This window comes from Tomitella gaofuii, assembly GCF_014126825.1.
GTDB classification, from domain to species: Bacteria; Actinomycetota; Actinomycetes; order Mycobacteriales; family Mycobacteriaceae; genus Tomitella; species Tomitella gaofuii.
Window position 1 is genome coordinate 690,757 of sequence record NZ_CP059900.1, and the last position, 17,119, is coordinate 707,875.

The window sequence follows — 17,119 nt, forward strand, 5'->3', positions numbered from 1 at the left end:
GTGGGCCCGAAACCTGCTGGCGGATAGACCGACGTGCCTGGATGACGTTGCGGATCCCGTGGTGGACCTGTGGGCCCGGCGGGTACGTCCGCACTGGCGCGGCGTGGCGGAGACGGCTGCGGCGTGGGCCGCGCGATGCTACGGCGTGCGAGTGCTGCTACGGCATGGATAAGGGCCCGCGACGGGGAGCCGGTCTGCTGTGTCAGATCCCGCCGCGGCACTCAAGGAGGAGCACGCGCTGCATGCAGGTCACTCTACTACCCGTCCCGCCCCTGATCCAGGCCGAGTTCAGGAGTGCCGCATCCCCGGCCGGTCGCGGCGCGGGTGCGACGACGCGCCGGATGTTCACCGCAAGTCCCCCCCACCGGGGAGCGGATCGGGCAGGATCGGGGTGGGCGACACCGCTACTGAGCAACCACCAGTGCACTACCGGCAGGAGGCCGACGCCGATGACCCCGACCGACGATCAGAAGGCCGATCCGACGACGCTGACCACCGCGGTCGGTGCGCCGGTGCCGAACAACCAGGACGTGCAGACGGCCGGCCCGCGCGGTCCGCAGCTGCTGCAGGACGTGTGGTTTCTGGAGAAGCTCGCGCACTTCGACCGCGAGGTGATCCCGGAGCGGCGCATGCACGCCAAGGGCTCGGGCGCGTTCGGCACGTTCACCGTCACCGGCGACATCACGCGCTACACCCGCGCGAAGATCTTCTCGGAGATCGGCAAGAAGACCGAGCTGTTCGCGCGGTTCTCCACCGTGGCGGGCGAGCGCGGCGCCGCCGACGCGGAACGCGACATCCGCGGCTTCGCCGTGAAGTTCTACACCGAGGAAGGCAACTGGGACCTCGTCGGCAACAACACCCCCGTCTTCTTCTTCCGCGACCCGCTCAAGTTCCCCGACCTCAACCACGCCGTCAAGCGCGATCCGCGCACCAACATGCGCAGCGCGGAGAACAACTGGGACTTCTGGACGCGGCTGCCCGAGGCGCTGCACCAGGTGACGATCGTGATGAGCGACCGCGGCATCCCCGACGGCTACCGGCACATGCACGGGTTCGGTTCGCACACCTTCAGCCTCGTCAACGCCGACGGCGAGCGCTTCTGGGTCAAGTTCCACCACGTGTGCCGTCAGGGCATCAAGAACCTCACCGACGAGGAGGCCGCGGCCGTCGTCGCCGGCGACCGCGAATCCAGCCAGCGCGACCTCTACGAGGCGATCGAGCGCGGCGAGTTCCCCAAGTGGACGCTGTGCGTGCAGGTGATGCCGGAAGCGGACGCCGAGAAGGTGCCGTACCACCCGTTCGACCTGACCAAGGTGTGGCCCAAGGCCGACTACCCGCTGATCGAGGTGGGCGAGTGGGAGCTGAACCGCAATGCGGACAACTACTTCGCGGAGGTCGAGCAGGCCGCGTTCAATCCGGCGCACGTGGTGCCCGGCATCGGGTTCTCCCCGGATCGCATGCTGCAGGGGCGCCTGTTCTCCTACGGCGACGCGCAGCGTTACCGCCTGGGCGTGAACAACTACCAGATCCCGGTCAACCAGGCGCGCTGCCCGGTGGGCAACTTCCACCGCGACGGGACGATGCGGGTGGACGGCAACCAGGGGTCTACCAAGCACTACGAGCCGAACGGCGACGGACTGTGGCAGGAGCAGCCCGGATACGCCGAGCCGCCGCAGACGGTCGGGGCGGTGGCGGACCGGTTCGACTTCCGTGCCGATGACGACGACTACTACTCCCAGCCGCGGGCGCTGTTCAACCTGATGGATGCCGGGCAGAAGCAGGCGCTGTTCGACAACACCGCGCGCGCCATCAAGGGCGCGTCGCCGGCGACCGTCGAGCGGCACATCGCCCACTGCACGGCGTGCGACCCCGCCTACGGCGAGGGGGTGCGGGCGGCCATCGACGCGCTGGGGTGAGCGCGCGGCCGGGGCGGCTCGTCACCCAGTGGGGTCGTACGGCGTCTCCTGGTACACGCAATAATTGAGCCAGTTCGTGAAAAGCAGCTGACCGTGCCCGCGCCACCGGTTCACCGGCGGGGCTGCGGGGTCGTCGTCCGGGAAGTAGTGCGCTGGGGCCGGCACCGGCAGATCCTGGCTCCGGTCACGCGCGTACTCACGGGCCAGCGTGTCCGCGTCGTACTCCGGATGGCCGGTGACGAACACCTGGCGGCCGTCCGGGGTGGCCGCGAGGAACACCCCGGCCTCGTCGCTGCGCGCCAGAACTTCGACCTCGCCCGTCGCCTCGATGTCGTCGGCCCGGACGTCGGTGTACCGCGAGTGCGGGGCCAAAAACTCGTCGTCGAAGCCGGTCGTCACCGCCGAACGGCCGCCGGTGAGCTGATGGCGGAACACTCCCGACAGCTTCCGGGGCATCTCGTACTTGCCCACCCGGTAGTGCCGGTACAACGCGGCTTGGGCGCCCCAGCACACGTGCAGGGTGGACTGGACGTGGGTACGCGACCAGTCCAGGATCCGGGTCAGCTCCGGCCAGTAGTCGACCTGTTCGAAGTCGAGCCGCTCGACCGGGGCTCCGGTGATGATCAGTCCGTCGAAGTGTTGCTCGGACACGTCGTCGAACGTCGAGTAGAACGCGTCGAGGTGGTCGGCCGAAGTGGTGCGCGAGACATGGCTGGCCATGTGCAGCAATGTGATGTCGATCTGCAGCGGAGTGTTGCTGAGCAGCCGCAGCAGTTGCGTCTCGGCGACGACCTTGGCGGGCATGAGGTTCGCGATCGCGATCCGCAGCGGACGGATGTCTTGATGTCCGGCGCGTTCGTCGGACATGACGAAGATCCGCTCGGACTCCAGAATCGTCCGCGCCGGCAGGTCGCACGGCATGGTTACAGGCATCGACGACCACTGTATTCCGGTGTGTGCCCCGGATGCGCCGGACCGTTCACGCTTCGGCCGAGAACGGCGCCCCCCACCGCTCTCCGAACACCATGTCCTCCAGTGCCGGCCGCCGACGCGGCGCGCGGTCCCGCTCGACGATCCTCGGGTCCGCGCCGTCCTCGGTCCCGAGGTGCCCCAACGAGATCATCACCAGCGGCTCGAAGACGTCCGGGATCTGCAAGGCCCGCCGCGCTTCGTCCCGGTCGAATCCCGACATCGGATGCGCGACGAGTCCCATCGACACGGCCTGGAGCGACAGCTGCGCCGTCGCCAGGCCGGCGTCGAACATCGCGTACGGCAGATCGCCCTTGTCGTTGGCCGTCTGCACGACGCCCAGCAGCAGCGCCCCCGCCGACGCCGCCCAGCGCTTGTTCCCGTCAGAGAGCAACGAGGCGAGCGCCGTGTGCGCGGAGTCGCCGCGGAGCCCGGCGACGAACCGCACGGGGAACGTGCCGCCCCAGGAGGCGGCCACCCGAGCCGACTCGACGGCCGCGAGCAGCTCGTCGGGCGTCATCACGGCGTCAGGGTCGAGGTTGCGCGCGCTCCAACGCTGCGCGATCACCGGGTGGATCCGGACGCCGGCGTCCGCCGACCGGTCGGCATGCGGATGAAGCGGTTGCGCGGGCCTCGGCTCGTCGAAGATCTGCGGCACGGCCGCATGGTATCCACGCACGGGCCCGGCGCACCCGCGGCGGTGACCGACGCCTCACCCGCGTGACGTGACGCAGTGCACGCCCCCTGACGCCAACCTGATGCTGCGGCCCGTTGATCGGTACCCTGGATCTCTGATTACGACCGATAGAAACAGTGACCGACCAACGACCTGTGATCGAACAGCACTGTCTGGAGGAACCCTAGCGTGGCAATCGTCGTGCAGAAATACGGCGGATCGTCGGTGGAGAGCGCCGACCGCATCCGGCGCGTGGCCGAGCGGATCGTCGAGACGAAGAAGCAGGGCAACCACGTCGCCGTCGTCGTCTCCGCCATGGGCGATACCACCGATGAGCTCCTGGACCTGGCCCAGCAGGTGAACCCGGTGCCCCCCGCGCGTGAGATGGACATGCTGCTCACCTCGGGTGAGCGCATCTCCAATGCGCTCGTGGCGATGGCGATCAGCTCCCTGGGCGCCGAGGCGCGCTCGTTCACCGGTTCGCAGGCCGGCGTCGTCACCACGGCGGCGCACGGCAAGGCCAAGATCATCGACGTCACCCCCGGCCGCGTGCAGCAGGCCCTCGACGAGGGGTCGATCGCGATGGTCGCCGGATTCCAGGGCGTCAGTCAGGACACCAAGGACGTGACGACGCTGGGCCGTGGCGGCTCCGACACCACGGCTGTCGCCCTGGCCGCAGCGCTCGACGCCGACGTGTGCGAGATCTACTCGGATGTCGACGGCGTGTACACGGCAGACCCGCGGATCGTGCCCGACGCGAAGAAGCTCGACAACATCTCGTTCGAAGAAATGCTGGAGATGGCGGCCTGCGGGTCCAAGGTGCTCATGCTCCGCTGCGTGGAGTACGCCCGTGGAGCGAACCTGCCCATCCACGTCCGCTCGTCATACACCGACAAGCCGGGCACCATGGTGTCCGGATCGATGGAGGATATCCCCGTGGAAGAAGCCGTCCTCACCGGCGTCGCACACGATCGCGACGAGTCGCAGGTCACCGTGCAGGGACTACCCGATTCGCCGGGATACGCCGCCAGCCTGTTCCGTGTGGTCGCCGACGCCGACATCAACATCGACATGGTGCTGCAGAACGTCTCCGAGATGGAGACCGGCAAGACCGACATCACCTTCACACTGCCCACCGACGACACCGCCAAGTGCGTCGAGGCCCTCACCGCGGCCAAGGACCGGATCGGGTTCCGCAACGTGGTGTTCGACGACCACATCGGCAAGGTGTCGCTGGTGGGCGCGGGTATGAAGAGCCACCCGGGCGTGACTGCCACCTTCTTCGAGGCGCTCGCCCAGGCCGGCATCAACATCGACTTGATCTCCACCTCCGAGATCCGCATCTCGGTACTGGTCAAGGACACCGACGTGGACGAGGCCGTCCGCGTCGTGCACAAGGCGTTCGACCTGGGCGGCGACGAGCCCGCCAAGGTCTACGCCGGAACGGGGCGCTGATTCCGATGACCACACTCGCAGTAGTAGGAGCCACCGGCCAGGTGGGCGTGGTGATGCGCCGCCTGCTCGAGGAGCGGAACTTCCCCGCCGACAAGGTGCGGTTCTTCGCGTCCGCGCGCTCGGCGGGCACGACGCTGCCGTTCCGCGACGAGGACATCGTCGTGGAGGACACGGCGGCCACGCCCGATGAGGACCTCAAGGGCATCGACATCGCTCTGTTCTCCGCCGGCGGCACGCTGTCGAAGGAGCAGGCTCCGCGCTTCGCGGCCGCAGGCGCCGTGGTGGTGGACAACTCGTCGGCGTGGCGCAAGGACCCCGACGTGCCGCTGGTGGTCAGCGAGGTCAATCCGGGCGACATGGCGAACCGGCCGAAGGGCATCATCGCCAACCCCAACTGCACCACGATGGCCGCCATGCCGGTGCTGGGGCCGCTGCACGGGGCCGCCGGGCTCCAGCGGCTCATCGTCTCCACCTACCAGGCCGTCTCCGGCAGCGGGCTGGCCGGCATCAAGGAGCTGGCCTCGCAGACCCGCGCCGTCATCGACGACGCGGAGAAACTGGTGCACGACGGTTCCGCCGCCGACTTTCCCGAGCCCGAGAACTACGTGGCGCCTATCGCGTTCGACGTGGTGGCGCTCGCGGGCGGCCTGGTCGACGACGGCTCGGGCGAGACCGACGAGGACCAGAAGCTGCGCAACGAGTCGCGCCGCATCCTCGGCATCCCCGAGCTGCTCGTGTCCGGCACCTGCGTGCGCGTGCCGGTGTTCACCGGCCACTCGCTGGCGATCAACGCCGAGTTCGACCGCCCCCTCAGCGTGGAGGACGCACAGAAGTTGCTGGCGGACGCGCCGGGCGTGGAACTCGTGGACGTGCCCACCCCGCTCGCCGCCGCCGGTCAGGACAACTCGCTCGTCGGCCGCATCCGCAAGGATGAGGGCGTCCCCGAGGGGCGCGGCCTGGCGCTGTTCGTCTCGGGTGACAATCTGCGCAAGGGCGCGGCGCTTAACACCATCCAGATCGCGGAGCTGCTGGTCAAGGAGTAGCCGCAGGGCATCGCCTCGGGCACTGCACGCCGATCACGTACTTTCTGCCGATTCCGGGAGGAGAATCGACGGAAAGTACGTGATCGGAGTTGTGTGCGAGGTGCGTCATGACGGACAAGCGGGCCGACCTCGTCTGTGAGGGCGGGGGCGTGCGCGGAATCGGCCTTGTCGGGGCGGTGGACGTGCTGGCCGAGGCCGGCTACACGTTTCCACGCGTGGCGGGGTCCAGTGCGGGGTCGATCGTCGCGGCGTTCGTGGCAGCGCTGCAGAAGGCGGGCGAACCGCTCGGCCGCCTGCACGACATCGTCGACGCGATCGACTACACCAAGTTCCAGGACCGCAGCCTCGTCGGCCGCGTCCCCCTCGTCGGTTCCATGCTCTCGCTGCTCACCGCGGACGGCATCTACGAGGGCGCCTATCTTGAATCCTTCGTCGCGGGCGTGCTGAAGGACTTGGGGGTGCGGACCTTCGGTGACCTGCGGCTGGGCGAGGCCGACGATGCCGGCCTGGAACGCAAGTACGCCTGGTCGCTGGTGATCACGGCCAGCGACCTGTCCCGGCGCCGGCTGGTGCGCATCCCATGGGACCTGCCCGCGTACGAGAAGGATCCCGACGAGTTCCCGGTGGCGAAGGCGGTGCGCGCCTCGGCGGCGATCCCGTTCCTGTTCCAGCCGGTGCGGGTATCGGGTGCGACGTGGGTGGACGGCGGGCTGGTGGACGATTTTCCCATCGAGCTGTTCGACAGGCCGAACAGCGCCGATCCGCTGTGGCCCACCTTCGGCATCCGGCTCAGCGCGCGCCCGGGCCTGGTGCCGCCGACGCACGCGGTGAGCGGGCCGTTCTCGATCGCCCTGGCGGCCCTCGGCACCCTGCTGAGCAACCAGGATGCGGCCTACATGAACGACCCGTGCACGGTGCGCAGGACGATCTTCGTGCCGTCCGACGCGGTGAGCCCCATCGATTTCGACATCACCGCCGCACAGGTGGACGCGCTCTATGCCAGGGGCGCGGAGTCCGCGCGCGGATTTCTGGCCGGCTGGGACTTCGCCGAGTATGTGACGCAGTGCCGGCACGGATTCGGCGGATGATCGGGCGGTCGGTCAGCCGGTGAAGGCCTGCGCCACGTCGCCGGGCCGCGCGCCCGCGTCGGCGAGGTCGGCACCGCCGCCGCCGTAGTCGGCGAAGGCGGGACCGCACGGCACTCGGGTGGAGACGACGACAGCGACACCGGCGGCGATCGACTGGCGCACTGCCTGCACCACAGCGGCGTTGGCGTTGCCGGGCCCCATCGCCTCGAGCACGAGTCCGCGGGCGCCTACGGCGCACAGGGCGTCGATCGCGGTGGCGTCGACGCCGGGATACAGCGCCACGGTGTCCACCCGGGGGGAGCGGCCCCGCCGAGTCCGGGCGACCGGTCGCCGGTAGTGCGGCCAGCCCCCGTTGCCGCGCCGCGTCCGCCTCCCGCCCGTCCGGCCAGGTCTCGAACCCTTCCAGTGCTGTGGTGCTCGTCTTGCGGGTCCCCCAGACGGGCAACGTCTTCCCGGCGAAAGCGATCCGCGCCCCCGGCGGTGCGGAACCGGGTGCGCCGCCCGCGATGTTCAGGGCGAGGAGCAGGTTCCCGGGTCCGTCGGGCTCGGGGTGGTCGGCGCCGCGCTGCGCGCCGGTGAACACCACCGGCGCGGCGATCCGCGTCTGGGCGACAGTCAGATCGGTGACGAGCGCGGTCTCCTCCATCGTGTCGGTGCCGTGCAATACGACGACGCCGTCGGCGCCCGCGCGCGCCTCGGCCACCGTGCGGGCGGCGATGCCGGCGAGCAGATCGCCGGCGCTGCGCCCGGGTGCCAGTGCGCCGGTGGCGTCGCGCGTGGCCGCGATGGTGCCCCCGGTGGCGAGGACCACCACGCGTGTGTCGGGGCGGGTCACCGGTTGCGGCGGGGTGTGATGCGGGCGTGGGGCAGTGGTGGCGCGGGTAGGCGTTCGATGCTTGCAGGGGCGTGGCTCGCGGGTTCGTGGCCCCCGTACCCCTGCACGGCGCCGAAGCGCGGGGAGTGCTGCTGCCATTCCTCGCGGTATGCGGCGATGTCCTCGTGCGAGCGGCCCACGAAGTTCCACCACATGACGATTTCCTCGCCGAACGGGGGGCCGCCCAGCAGCAGCATGCGGGCGGGGACCTCGGCCAGGTTGGTGATCCGCAGCGTCGGCCTGCCCGCGGCCGCGAAGCCGAGGTCGGCGCGTTCCAGAACGGTCCCGCAGAGATCGACGGCGCCGGCGTCCACCATCAGGCCGTGCTCGAAAGCCGGTTCCACCGTGAACTCGGCGCTCGCGCCCACGGGCAGCAGCAGTTCGGCTCCCAGCAGCGGAGTCGCCGTCCGCACCGGCGACTCCGACCCCAGCAGCCCACCGAGGAACACCCGGGCGGTGAGCCGCCCGGCTCGGACCGGGTCGGGGACGTAGTGCGCGAAGTCGCGCGGGCCGTCGCGATGCGCCTCCGGCAGCGCGATCCACAGCTGCGTGCCGTGCAGCACCGTGGTGGACGGGGTGGACACCTCGGAGTGGCAGATGCCGCGACCCGCGGTCATCAGGTTCAACTCTCCCGGCCGCACCATCGCGTGCACACCCAGGCTGTCGCGGTGCTCGATCTCGCCGGTGAACAGCCAGCTCGCCGTCTGCAGTCCGGTATGCGGGTGCGGCGGGACGTCCATCCCGCCGGAGACGGAGACGTCGTCCGGCCCGTAATGGTCGAGGAAGCACCAGGCGCCGATCAGCGACCGTGTGCGCTGCGGAAGGGTGCGCCGCACCGTCATCGCGCGGGGCCCGCCCAGAGGGACGTCCCGCGGGGAGATGACCTCGATCGCGTGCGCGGCCGGTCCCTCCGCGCCGCACACGACCTCCGGCGGATGCGCCTCGACGTTGCTCATGCCCCGATGCTGCCAGAGATCGCGGTGCGGGTGCGGCCGAAACCGGGCCCGCCGCGGCCGGGGCTGCCGTAGCGTCGGAGGAGAATGCTGCACGCTCCGGTCGATTCGCCGAGGAAGGTGATCACGATGGGTTCAGAGGGGCACGTCTATCGGATGACGGAGGTCGTCGGCTCCTCGCCGGACGGCACCGACGCGGCCATCCGCAACGCCGTCGCCAAGGCGTCGGAGACCATCCGCAACATCGGATGGTTCGAGGTGGTGGAGACCCGCGGTTACGTCGAGGACGACGCGGTGGCGTACATGCAGGTGACGCTGAAGATCGGTTTCCGCGTGGACTGACCGCCGCTGCGGTGGGCCGCCCGCAGCGGCTATGCTCGGATGCGGCGATGGATCTCCGCCGAGGCCGCGCGTCGGCCTGAACCGCCCCGTCCGGGGCTGATGGCTCCTTCCCTTCAGAGGAAAGGAGACGTGTGTCCACACCACCGCACTCCCGGGCGGCGCTGGCAGCCCTGGTCGCCGTGGGCGGCGTCGTCGGCACCTTCGCCCGCCACGGCCTGGGCGTGCTCTTCCCCGATGCCCCGGGGCACTGGCCGGTGACGACGTTCGCCGTCAACATCACGGGGGCGTTCCTGCTGGGGATGCTGCTGGAGATGCTCACCCGGCACAAGCGTGCCGGCTCCGCCGGCCGCGCATCTACCCTCGCGCGACTGGGCGTGGGGACCGGAATGCTCGGCGCTTTCACCACCTACAGCACGCTCGCAGTGGATACCGACCTGCTGGTGCACCGCGGTCACACGGTCGCCGCCGCGTCGTACGCGCTCGCGACGGTCCTGGTCGGCGCCGTCACCTGTGCCCTCGGCATCGCGGTGGGGGCACGCATGCGGTGGCCCGCAGCCGTCGCGCCCGCCGAGCCCCCGGAAGGCGACCGGACATGACGACGCTCTGGGTCGCGCTCGCCGGCGGCGGGGGAGCCACGGCGCGATTCCTCCTGGACGGCGCCATCACGTCCCGCCGCACGCTGCGGTTCCCGTGGGCGACGTTCGCGATCAACGTACTCGGTTCGCTGCTGCTCGGATATCTCACAGGGCTCGTCCTGTTCCAGGATGCTCCGACGGGTCTCACCGTCATCGCGGGCGCAGGATTCTGCGGCGGGTTCACCACGTTCAGCACCGCGAGCGTGGAAACGGTCCGCCTGCTGGAGGCGCGCCGCTACACGGCGGGGCTGGCGAACGTCGCCGGGACGCTCGCCGTCACGGCGGGCGTAGCGGCGTTCGGCCTGTGGCTCGCCTCGGTGTCGTAGGGCGGACGGTGGGCGGCGGACGGCAAATGAGGTACGGAGCCGGAAGGAGTCACGGGATGGACGGCGACGACGGCGGGCACGACCAGTGCATCGTGGTGGGGTTCGACGGGCGGCCTGCCGGACGTGCCGCATTGGCGAAGGCTGCGGAGATCGCGGGGTTGCTGGGAGCGGGCCTGGCGGCGGCCATGGAGCGTCTTCTGGGCGACGCCGTCTCGGTGCAACTGCTCAGGCACGGCCACTGCCCGGTCCTTGTCGTCCCCGAGCTCTCCCGCTGAGTCGGGGCGGGGCGGGCGCCCCGCCCGCATCAGCATTCCGGCGCACGGCCTGTGCAACCGGCGCGGGCAGGCCATGATGGGGAGGTGGCGGATGACACGGACACCTCGGCGCGGCGCTGGACCTACCTCATGGACATGGACGGCGTACTCGTCCATGAGGAGACACTGATCCCGGGGGCGGACGAGCTCATCGCCGAGCTCACCGAGGCCGGGAACCCGTTCCTGGTGCTCACCAACAACTCGATCCGCACGCCCCGCGACCTGCGTGCACGCCTGGGACAGACGGGGCTGGACGTGCCCGAGTCGGCCATCTGGACGTCGGCCCTCGCCACGGCGAGTTTCCTGGACTCGCAGCGTCCTCGCGGCAGCGCGTACGTCGTCGGCGAGTCGGGCCTGACCACGGCGCTGCACGACGTCGGCTACGTGCTCACCGATCGCGACCCGGACTACGTGGTGCTGGGGGAGACCCGCACCTATTCGTTCGAGGCGATCACCACGGCGATCCGCCTGGTGGAGCGGGGTGCGCGGTTCATCGCCACCAACCCGGACCCGACGGGCCCGTCGCGCGACGGTTCGCTGCCCGCGACGGGCGCCGTGGCGGCGCTCATCAGCAGGGCGACGGGACGCGAACCGTACTTCGTGGGCAAGCCGAACACGCTGATGATGCGGTCCGCGCTGCGCGCGTTGGGGGCGCACTCGGAACAGACCCTGATGATCGGCGACCGGATGGACACCGATGTGGTGGTGGGCCTCGAGGCGGGCATGCGGACGATCCTCGTGCTCAGCGGCATCTCCACGCGGCAGACGATGGGCATGTACCCGTACCGGCCCACCCTCGTGGTGGACTCCGTCGCCGACCTCGTCGGCAGGACCGGCGACCCCTTCGCCGGCTGATCGGCACCGCCCCGCGCCGCGTGCCCCGGACGGACATCACGCCGCGGGATCCGCGGTCAGCCCATACGATCTACTTGCCGATGGATTATGGGCGGTTTCCAGCCGGGCGCACTATGCGACGGGACCAGGGCCGCCGTGGGAGTGGTGATGGACAACGACGACGCAGGCGGGCCCCGCCCCGACGACCATGCACGCCCCGACGACCGCGCACATCGCCGGACCGAGCGGATGCGGGAGCCGGCCAAACGGCTGATCAAGCAGGTATCGGATCGCAGCCTGGTGCATCCGGCGCTCATCCCGGGGATCGGCGTGGAGCGCACGGGACGGGTGTTCAACACGAGCCCGCCGGTGTTCGTCGTCTCGGGACTGCTCATCGCGGCGGTCATCGTGTGGGCGTTCGTGGCGCCGGACAACATCAAGTCCGTCGGTGACGAGTCCCTTCAGTGGGTGACCACCAATTTCGGCTGGATGTACGGCGTGCTGGCCCTGGTGATCGCCGCGTTCATGCTCGTGCTCGGCTACAGTCGCACCGGCGGCGTGCGCCTGGGCGCGGACGACGAGGAGCCCGAGTTCACCACCGTGTCGTGGGTGGCGATGCTCTTCTCCGCCGGCATGGGCATCGGGCTGCTGTTCTACGGCCCGTACGAGCCGCTCACCTACTTCATGGACCCGCCGCACGGGTTCGAGGTGTCCCCCGAGACCGTCGACGCGGCGCAGACGGCGCTGGCGCAGACGATGTTGCACTGGGGCCCCATCGCGTGGGCGTTCTACGCGCTCGTCGGCGGCGCCATCGCCTACAGCGCCTACCGTCGCGGCCGTCCCCCGCTGATCTCGGCGATCTTCGAACCGATCTTCGGCACCCGCACGCACGGGCCGCTCGGCGCCGTCATCGACATCTTCGCGATCATCGTGACCCTGTTCGGCACCGCGATCTCGCTGGGCATCGGAGCGATGCAGATCGCGCGCGGCACCGAGGTCGTCACCGGTGCGGGCCACCTGGGCAACACGTTCATCATCGGCACGATGGCGGTGCTCACCGCGGCGTTCATCGTCTCTGCGGTGTCGGGGATCAAGCGCGGCATCCGGATGCTGTCCAACATCAACATGGTCATCGCGGGGCTGCTCGCGGTGTTCGTCTTCATCGCGGGGCCCACGCTGTTCCTGCTCAACCTCATGCCGGCCGGGGTCGCGTCGTTCTTCAACGAGTTGGGCACCATGATCATCCGCAACGGCAACGAGGGTGGCGGCACTGCGGAGTTCATGTCCGCGTGGACCACCTACTACTGGGCGTGGTGGGTGTCGTGGACGCCGTTCGTCGGCATGTTCATCGCCAAGATCTCCCGCGGCCGGACGCTGCGTGAGTTCGTCACCGTCGTGATACTCGTGCCCGCGGGGGTCTGCTTCATGTGGTTCGCCGTGTTCGGCGGGACCTCGATGTGGCAGAAGATGAACGGCAAAAGCGTCGACGCCGGGGGTTCGCCGGAGGCGATGCTGTTCGGCATGCTCGACAACCTGCCGTTCGGCGCCGTCACCGCGGTGATCGCGATGATCTCCATCGTCGTGTTCTTCGTGACCTCCGCGGATTCGGCGTCGATCGTCATGGGGTCGATGAGTCAGCGTGGCAAGCCGGAGCCGTCCACCTGGGTGACGATCTGCTGGGGCGTCCTGCTGGGGCTCACCGCGGCGTCGCTGCTGCTGGCCGGCGGCTCCGATGCGTTGGGCGGGCTGCAATCGATCATGGTCGTGTCGTCGCTGCCGTTCGCGTTCGTCATCATGGGCATGATGGTGTCCTGGGGCAAGGACCTGCGCACCGACCCGTACATGCTGCGCCACAAGTACGCGCGTGCCGCGATCGCACAGGGGGTGCGCCTGGGCATCGCCAACCACGGCGACGACTTCGTCTTCGGCTCCAGCGCGGTGTCGTCCGACGCGGGCGCCGGAGCCTGGCTCGACAGCCGCGACCCGGACCTCGTCGAGTGGTACATCAAGGCGGCGGAGGAAGTGGGCGTGGTGGACGCGGACGACGTGCGCCGCACGCTCGACCCGGGCCGCATCCAGCCGAAGGGGCCGGACCGCCCGGACCTCACCGCGTCGGGCGACCTGGCGTTGGCGACCGGCCGCAAGCTCGAGCGGCTGGCACGCAAACGCGAGGCCCTCGAGCGGGAACTGCTGGACAACCGGATGCGCGAACAGCTCGTACGCCGGCAGGAGTCGGTTCGCGCGCGCGGGCGCGACGACGGAACCGGCGGGGCCGGAGACGACTCCCGCACGTCCGCAGACGAGGGGCCGCGGGACGACGAGCAGTAGCAACGTCGCCCCGCGGGTGCCCCTCAGACGCCGACGGCGCGGCCGCTCCACGCCGGCGCGGGCGTCTGCGCGCCGCGCGCGGCGGTGAGCACCTCGTCCGGCAACGGCACCGCACCGCCCGCGTTCTGGTCCACGTGCACGCCCAGGATCTCCTCGGTGGACACGAGGGCCGGCTCCGCGCCGGCGAGCGCGGCGGACATGGAGTGGGCCAGGTGCAGCTTCTTGCCGGCGACCCCGACGACCTCGGTGTGCACCGTCAGCGGTGCGCCCAGCGGAACCTCCTGCAAGTACCGGATGTGCGCCTCGACGGTGTAGAGCGAGCAGCCCGTGCGCTCGCGGTACCGCGGCCCCAGGCCGAGCACGTCCATCGCCTCGTCGGTGGCGTACCCGAACACGAGAACGTAGAAGGCTTCGGACATGTGGCCGTTGTAGTCGATCCACTCCGGGCGGACCGCCGTCCGGTAGGTCGACAGTGCCGGGCGCGCGCTCACTCCCGGCCGCCGGGGTAGTCGCGGCGGATGCCGGCGATGGCCTGGCGCACGGCGATCACCGAGGCGTCGCGCGCGCGGATCAGCTCGTCGATGGTGCGGCCCTTCGCCGCCTCGTCGACACTGTCGACCACCGCGTCGCGGAGCTCCTGGGTCAGCTCGGGGGCCTCGAGCCGGGTCCAGGGCGACTTGAGCGACGGGCCGAAGTGGTCCAGGTTGTGCGCCATGCCGCCCTGGCCGCCCGCCAGGTGGAAGGTGAGCATGGGGCCCAGCAGCGGCCACCGCAGGCCGGGGCCGTCGGTGATCGAGCGGTCGATCTGCTCGGCGGTCGCCTCGCCGTTGTCGATCATGTGCAGGGCCTCGCGCCAGAGCGCCTCCTGCAGGCGGTTGGCGATGAAACCGGGCAGCTCGCGGTCCATGCGGATCACCGACTTGCCGATGAGTGTGTACCACTCGGCGGCCCGGTCGACCGCGGCCGCGGCGGTGTGCTTGCCGCCGACCACCTCCACGAGCGGGATCAGGTAGGGCGGGTTGAACGGATGCCCGACGACGAGCCGCGCCGCGCCGTCCGGCGCCTCCGCGACGGCCGTCTGCGCCATCTCCGTCATGCTGTAGCCGGAGGTGGACGACCCGATCACGGCGTCCGCCGGGGCCGCGGCGGCGATGTCGGCGAGCAGCCGCTGCTTCATCTCGAGGTTCTCCGGCGCAGACTCCTGGACGAACCCGACACCGTCGAGCGCCTCGGCCAGGTCGGTGTGCACGGTCCAGGCGTCCTTGTCTGCGCCGTCGGCGAGACCGAGCGCGGTGAGGGCCGGCCAGGCGTTGTCGATGAGTCGCGCGAGCCGTTCGCCGGCCTCCGGCGCGGGATCCCACACGCGGACGCGCAGCCCGCGGGCGAGGAAGTAGGCGGCCCAGCCGCCGCCGATGACTCCGGCGCCCACGCAGGCGACGGTGTCGATGGTCTTCATGTCACGGAGTTCCATGATCGCTGCTTTCAGTTCGGGGCGGAACGCGGTGCGGTGAGGGCTCAGTGCGGGCGGAGGCCGAGGAGCTCGCGGGTCTCGTCCGGGGTGGCGACCCGGGCGCCGAGAGAGTCGATGATCTCGCCGGCCCGCTGCACGAGCTGGGCATTGGTGGCCTTGACCCCCTTGGACAGGTACAGGTTGTCCTCCAGGCCCACGCGCACGTGGCCGCCGGCCAGCACGGAGCGCGCGACCCATTCGAACTGGTTGCGTGAGATCGCGAACGCGGTGAACTCGGCCGTCTTCGGCAGCATCGCCACCTCGGCCTCCAGCAGGGCGCCGTCGGCGGGCGCGCCGTAGGGGATGCCCTGGCAGATCTGGTAGAACGGTGGGTCGTCGAGCAGGCCCTCCTGGTACATCACGTTGGCGAACCAGACGTTGCCGGTGTCGAAGCACTCCAGCTCCGGCTTGACGCCCAGCTCGCGGATGCGGGCCGCGCCCTCGCGCATCATGTCCGGGGTGGAGATGTAGGTGGAGCTGCCCTCGCCGAAGTTGAGCGTGCCGCAGTCGAGCGTGCAGATCTCCGGCCGCAGCGCCTCGACGTGCTCGAGGCGGGTGGCCTGGCTGACCAGGTCGGTGCCCTCCACGTGCTGCATCGGATTCTGCGGGTCGATCACGTAGTCGCCGCCCATGCCCGCGGTCATGTTGATCACCGGGTCCACATCCGATGCGGCGATGAGGCGCTGCACCTCGGCGTAGTACTCGGTCTTGCGGGAGCCGAGGGTGGTCTGCGGATCGCGCACGTGGATGTGGACGATGGAGGCGCCGGCGCGCGCCGCGTCGATGGCGGAGTCGGCGATCTGCTGCGGGGTGACGGGAACGTGCTCGGACCGGCCGGCGGTGTCGCCGGCCCCGGTGACGGCGCAGGTGAGGATGACGTGACGGTTCATGGAACGGTCCTAACCGGTAGTGCGTGGGCGATGAGATTGCGGTCTATGAAGTTGTCCACCTGCTCGGCCATCTCCTGCGGGCCGAGCAGTCCGGTGAGCACGCGGATGCCGAGCCCGTCGATGTAGGCGGTGAGGACGTCGGCGGTCCGGTCGGGCGGGGCGTCCGTGAACGCGCCGGTGCGGGTGCCCTCGGCGATGACGCCGCGGACGGTCTCCCACCAGCGGCGGTAGCTGGGGCCGTGCTCGAAGCGGTCGCCGTCGACGGCGACGGCCGCCCACGTCTGCAGCCAGATCGACCACTCGGCCCTGCGCAGGCGATCCGCCGGCATTTGCAGGCGCACAAGGGTCTTGAGCTGTGACGCCGGGTCGTCGACGTCGGTGAGGCGGGCGCTCTGGCGGTCGAACGCCAGCTTCACCGAGTAGCGCAGCACCTCGGCGAATACGTCGCGCTTGGAGGGGAAGTAGTAGTGCACGGACGCGCTGGAGGCGCCGGCGGCGTCGGCGATGTCACTGATGCGGACGCCGTCGTAGCCGTGCTCGGCGAACAGCCACCACGCCCGCTCGACGAGCGTGCGTCTGCGCAGCGCCTGCTCCTCGCTCTCCGGGTGACGGGAGGGGAGGGTCTCGGGTGGTGGTGTGGCGGACACGGATTCGACGTTCGAACCCGAGTCTTCGCCCCCCGTCAGCAGCCACTGGACGGTGACGCCCGTGACGGTCGCCAACGCCAGCAGCTCGTCCGTGGAGAAGCGGCGCGTGCCGCCCAGCGACTTCGAAAGCTTGGTCTCGTCCAGGCCGATGCGACCCGCGACATCGCGCTGCGCCATCGCGGACCCCCGGATGGCGGTGCGTGCACGGCCGCCGACGGCTTCCGCCATCCCCTCCGACTTGCTCACACCTGAAGCATAGTCAGCAACTTGCTTCCATCGCAAGTATCTGATGATGTGTTAGAAATTGCATCGCGAATCG

General features: G+C 70.1%; 18 protein-coding genes, 1 pseudogene and 1 riboswitch. Of the genes and pseudogenes, 10 read left to right on the top strand and 9 right to left on the bottom strand.

From position 1 onward, the window contains the following. Nucleotides 1–449: 449 nt before the first annotated feature. Complete coding sequence (locus H4F70_RS03195) at nucleotides 450–1,916, top strand: catalase (RefSeq protein ID WP_182359013.1); 1,467 nt, start codon at nucleotides 450–452, stop codon at nucleotides 1,914–1,916. Between the two features lie 21 nt (nucleotides 1,917–1,937). Here the strand turns inward: H4F70_RS03195 and metA are convergent, their stop codons facing one another. After that, nucleotides 1,938–2,849, bottom strand: coding sequence for a homoserine O-acetyltransferase MetA (metA, locus tag H4F70_RS03200; RefSeq protein ID WP_182359014.1), 912 nt, complete (start codon nucleotides 2,847–2,849; stop codon nucleotides 1,938–1,940). A gap of 46 nt (nucleotides 2,850–2,895) precedes the next feature. Beyond that, nucleotides 2,896–3,543, bottom strand: a complete 648-nt coding sequence (locus H4F70_RS03205; RefSeq protein WP_235681313.1) for a nitroreductase family protein — start codon at nucleotides 3,541–3,543, stop codon at nucleotides 2,896–2,898. Nucleotides 3,544–3,750: 207 nt separating this feature from the next. Here H4F70_RS03205 and H4F70_RS03210 point away from each other — a divergent pair, with 207 nt between their 5' ends. From H4F70_RS03210 to H4F70_RS03220, 3 genes are all read left to right on the top strand, one after another. Then, entirely contained in the window at nucleotides 3,751–5,016 is a 1,266-nt protein-coding gene (locus H4F70_RS03210; RefSeq protein WP_182347350.1) for an aspartate kinase, read from the top strand. A gap of 5 nt (nucleotides 5,017–5,021) precedes the next feature. After that, nucleotides 5,022–6,059: an aspartate-semialdehyde dehydrogenase gene (locus H4F70_RS03215; RefSeq protein ID WP_182359015.1), complete on the top strand. Its 1,038-nt coding sequence runs from the start codon at nucleotides 5,022–5,024 to the stop codon at nucleotides 6,057–6,059. 107 nt (nucleotides 6,060–6,166) lie between these two features. Beyond that, complete coding sequence (locus tag H4F70_RS03220) at nucleotides 6,167–7,147, top strand: patatin-like phospholipase family protein (RefSeq protein WP_182359016.1); 981 nt, start codon at nucleotides 6,167–6,169, stop codon at nucleotides 7,145–7,147. Nucleotides 7,148–7,159: 12 nt separating this feature from the next. Here H4F70_RS03220 and H4F70_RS03225 read toward each other — a convergent pair whose 3' ends face one another. The 3 genes and pseudogenes from H4F70_RS03225 to H4F70_RS03235 all read right to left on the bottom strand — a co-directional run bounded on the left by H4F70_RS03225 (nucleotide 7,160) and on the right by H4F70_RS03235 (nucleotide 8,977). Further along, on the bottom strand, nucleotides 7,160–7,429 hold the full coding sequence (locus tag H4F70_RS03225; protein WP_235681314.1) for an L-asparaginase family protein: 270 nt from the start codon (nucleotides 7,427–7,429) through the stop codon (nucleotides 7,160–7,162). Between the two features lie 106 nt (nucleotides 7,430–7,535). Next, nucleotides 7,536–7,982: pseudogene (locus H4F70_RS03230) on the bottom strand (asparaginase); the annotation flags it as partial. Then, nucleotides 7,979–8,977 (bottom strand): pirin family protein, encoded by a 999-nt coding sequence (locus H4F70_RS03235; RefSeq protein ID WP_182359018.1) that lies wholly within the window; start codon nucleotides 8,975–8,977, stop codon nucleotides 7,979–7,981. The gene H4F70_RS03235 and the pseudogene H4F70_RS03230, both read right to left, overlap by 4 nt. Nucleotides 8,978–9,103: 126 nt before the next feature. On the opposite strand from H4F70_RS03235, the gene H4F70_RS03240 reads away from it, so the two are divergent. The 6 genes from H4F70_RS03240 (at nucleotide 9,104) to H4F70_RS03265 (ending at nucleotide 13,753) form a co-directional block, all read left to right on the top strand. Next, entirely contained in the window at nucleotides 9,104–9,316 is a 213-nt protein-coding gene (locus tag H4F70_RS03240; protein ID WP_182347345.1) for a dodecin, read from the top strand. Nucleotides 9,317–9,350: 34 nt separating this feature from the next. Continuing rightward, nucleotides 9,351–9,432: riboswitch (Fluoride riboswitch) on the top strand. Between the two features lie 15 nt (nucleotides 9,433–9,447). Further along, entirely contained in the window at nucleotides 9,448–9,912 is a 465-nt protein-coding gene (locus H4F70_RS03245) for a fluoride efflux transporter FluC (protein WP_182359019.1), read from the top strand. Beyond that, nucleotides 9,909–10,277, top strand: a complete 369-nt coding sequence (gene crcB / locus H4F70_RS03250; protein WP_182359020.1) for a fluoride efflux transporter CrcB — start codon at nucleotides 9,909–9,911, stop codon at nucleotides 10,275–10,277. The genes H4F70_RS03245 and crcB overlap by 4 nt, the downstream gene beginning before the upstream one ends. Nucleotides 10,278–10,333: 56 nt before the next feature. Beyond that, nucleotides 10,334–10,552 (top strand): hypothetical protein, encoded by a 219-nt coding sequence (locus H4F70_RS03255; protein WP_182359021.1) that lies wholly within the window; start codon nucleotides 10,334–10,336, stop codon nucleotides 10,550–10,552. A 129-nt stretch (nucleotides 10,553–10,681) separates the two neighbouring features. Further along, on the top strand, nucleotides 10,682–11,446 hold the full coding sequence (locus tag H4F70_RS03260; RefSeq protein WP_182360135.1) for an HAD-IIA family hydrolase: 765 nt from the start codon (nucleotides 10,682–10,684) through the stop codon (nucleotides 11,444–11,446). 147 nt (nucleotides 11,447–11,593) lie between these two features. Continuing rightward, nucleotides 11,594–13,753 carry a BCCT family transporter gene (locus H4F70_RS03265; protein WP_182359022.1) on the top strand — a complete coding sequence of 720 codons (2,160 nt, stop codon included), beginning with the start codon at nucleotides 11,594–11,596 and terminating at the stop codon, nucleotides 13,751–13,753. A gap of 23 nt (nucleotides 13,754–13,776) precedes the next feature. Here the strand turns inward: H4F70_RS03265 and H4F70_RS03270 are convergent, their stop codons facing one another. From H4F70_RS03270 to H4F70_RS03285, 4 genes are read right to left on the bottom strand one after another with little or no spacing between them, the layout of a single operon-like run. Next, the gene (locus H4F70_RS03270) at nucleotides 13,777–14,244 is read right to left on the bottom strand and encodes a thioesterase family protein (protein ID WP_220471765.1); all 468 of its coding nucleotides are present in this window, start codon (nucleotides 14,242–14,244) and stop codon (nucleotides 13,777–13,779) included. Next, nucleotides 14,241–15,224 carry a 3-hydroxyacyl-CoA dehydrogenase NAD-binding domain-containing protein gene (locus H4F70_RS03275; protein ID WP_182359023.1) on the bottom strand — a complete coding sequence of 328 codons (984 nt, stop codon included), beginning with the start codon at nucleotides 15,222–15,224 and terminating at the stop codon, nucleotides 14,241–14,243. Before H4F70_RS03275 ends, H4F70_RS03270 begins: the two co-directional genes overlap by 4 nt. Before the next feature lie 44 nt (nucleotides 15,225–15,268). Next, complete coding sequence (locus tag H4F70_RS03280; RefSeq protein WP_182347341.1) at nucleotides 15,269–16,153, bottom strand: beta-keto acid cleavage family enzyme; 885 nt, start codon at nucleotides 16,151–16,153, stop codon at nucleotides 15,269–15,271. Continuing rightward, a complete protein-coding gene (locus H4F70_RS03285) occupies nucleotides 16,150–17,046 on the bottom strand; it encodes a TetR/AcrR family transcriptional regulator (RefSeq protein WP_220471766.1) in 897 nt (298 codons plus the stop codon). The genes H4F70_RS03280 and H4F70_RS03285 overlap by 4 nt, the downstream gene beginning before the upstream one ends. Between the last annotated feature and the right edge of the window lie 73 nt (nucleotides 17,047–17,119).

Excerpts from the sequence above, each read along its gene's own strand:
- H4F70_RS03215 (WP_182359015.1), top strand. The coding sequence starts at position 5,022 with ATGACCACACTCGCAGTAGTAGGAGCCACCGGCCAGGTGGGCGTGGTG.
- H4F70_RS03260 (WP_182360135.1), top strand. The coding sequence starts at position 10,682 with ATGGACATGGACGGCGTACTCGTCCATGAGGAGACACTGATCCCGGGG.
- H4F70_RS03220 (WP_182359016.1), top strand. The coding sequence starts at position 6,167 with ATGACGGACAAGCGGGCCGACCTCGTCTGTGAGGGCGGGGGCGTGCGC.
- H4F70_RS03195 (WP_182359013.1), top strand. The coding sequence starts at position 450 with ATGACCCCGACCGACGATCAGAAGGCCGATCCGACGACGCTGACCACC.
- H4F70_RS03265 (WP_182359022.1), top strand. The coding sequence starts at position 11,594 with ATGGACAACGACGACGCAGGCGGGCCCCGCCCCGACGACCATGCACGC.
- H4F70_RS03235 (WP_182359018.1), bottom strand. The coding sequence starts at position 8,977 with ATGAGCAACGTCGAGGCGCATCCGCCGGAGGTCGTGTGCGGCGCGGAG.
- H4F70_RS03275 (WP_182359023.1), bottom strand. The coding sequence starts at position 15,224 with ATGGAACTCCGTGACATGAAGACCATCGACACCGTCGCCTGCGTGGGC.
- H4F70_RS03280 (WP_182347341.1), bottom strand. The coding sequence starts at position 16,153 with ATGAACCGTCACGTCATCCTCACCTGCGCCGTCACCGGGGCCGGCGAC.
- H4F70_RS03255 (WP_182359021.1), top strand. The coding sequence starts at position 10,334 with ATGGACGGCGACGACGGCGGGCACGACCAGTGCATCGTGGTGGGGTTC.
- crcB (WP_182359020.1), top strand. The coding sequence starts at position 9,909 with ATGACGACGCTCTGGGTCGCGCTCGCCGGCGGCGGGGGAGCCACGGCG.
- H4F70_RS03240 (WP_182347345.1), top strand. The coding sequence starts at position 9,104 with ATGGGTTCAGAGGGGCACGTCTATCGGATGACGGAGGTCGTCGGCTCC.
- metA (WP_182359014.1), bottom strand. The coding sequence starts at position 2,849 with ATGCCTGTAACCATGCCGTGCGACCTGCCGGCGCGGACGATTCTGGAG.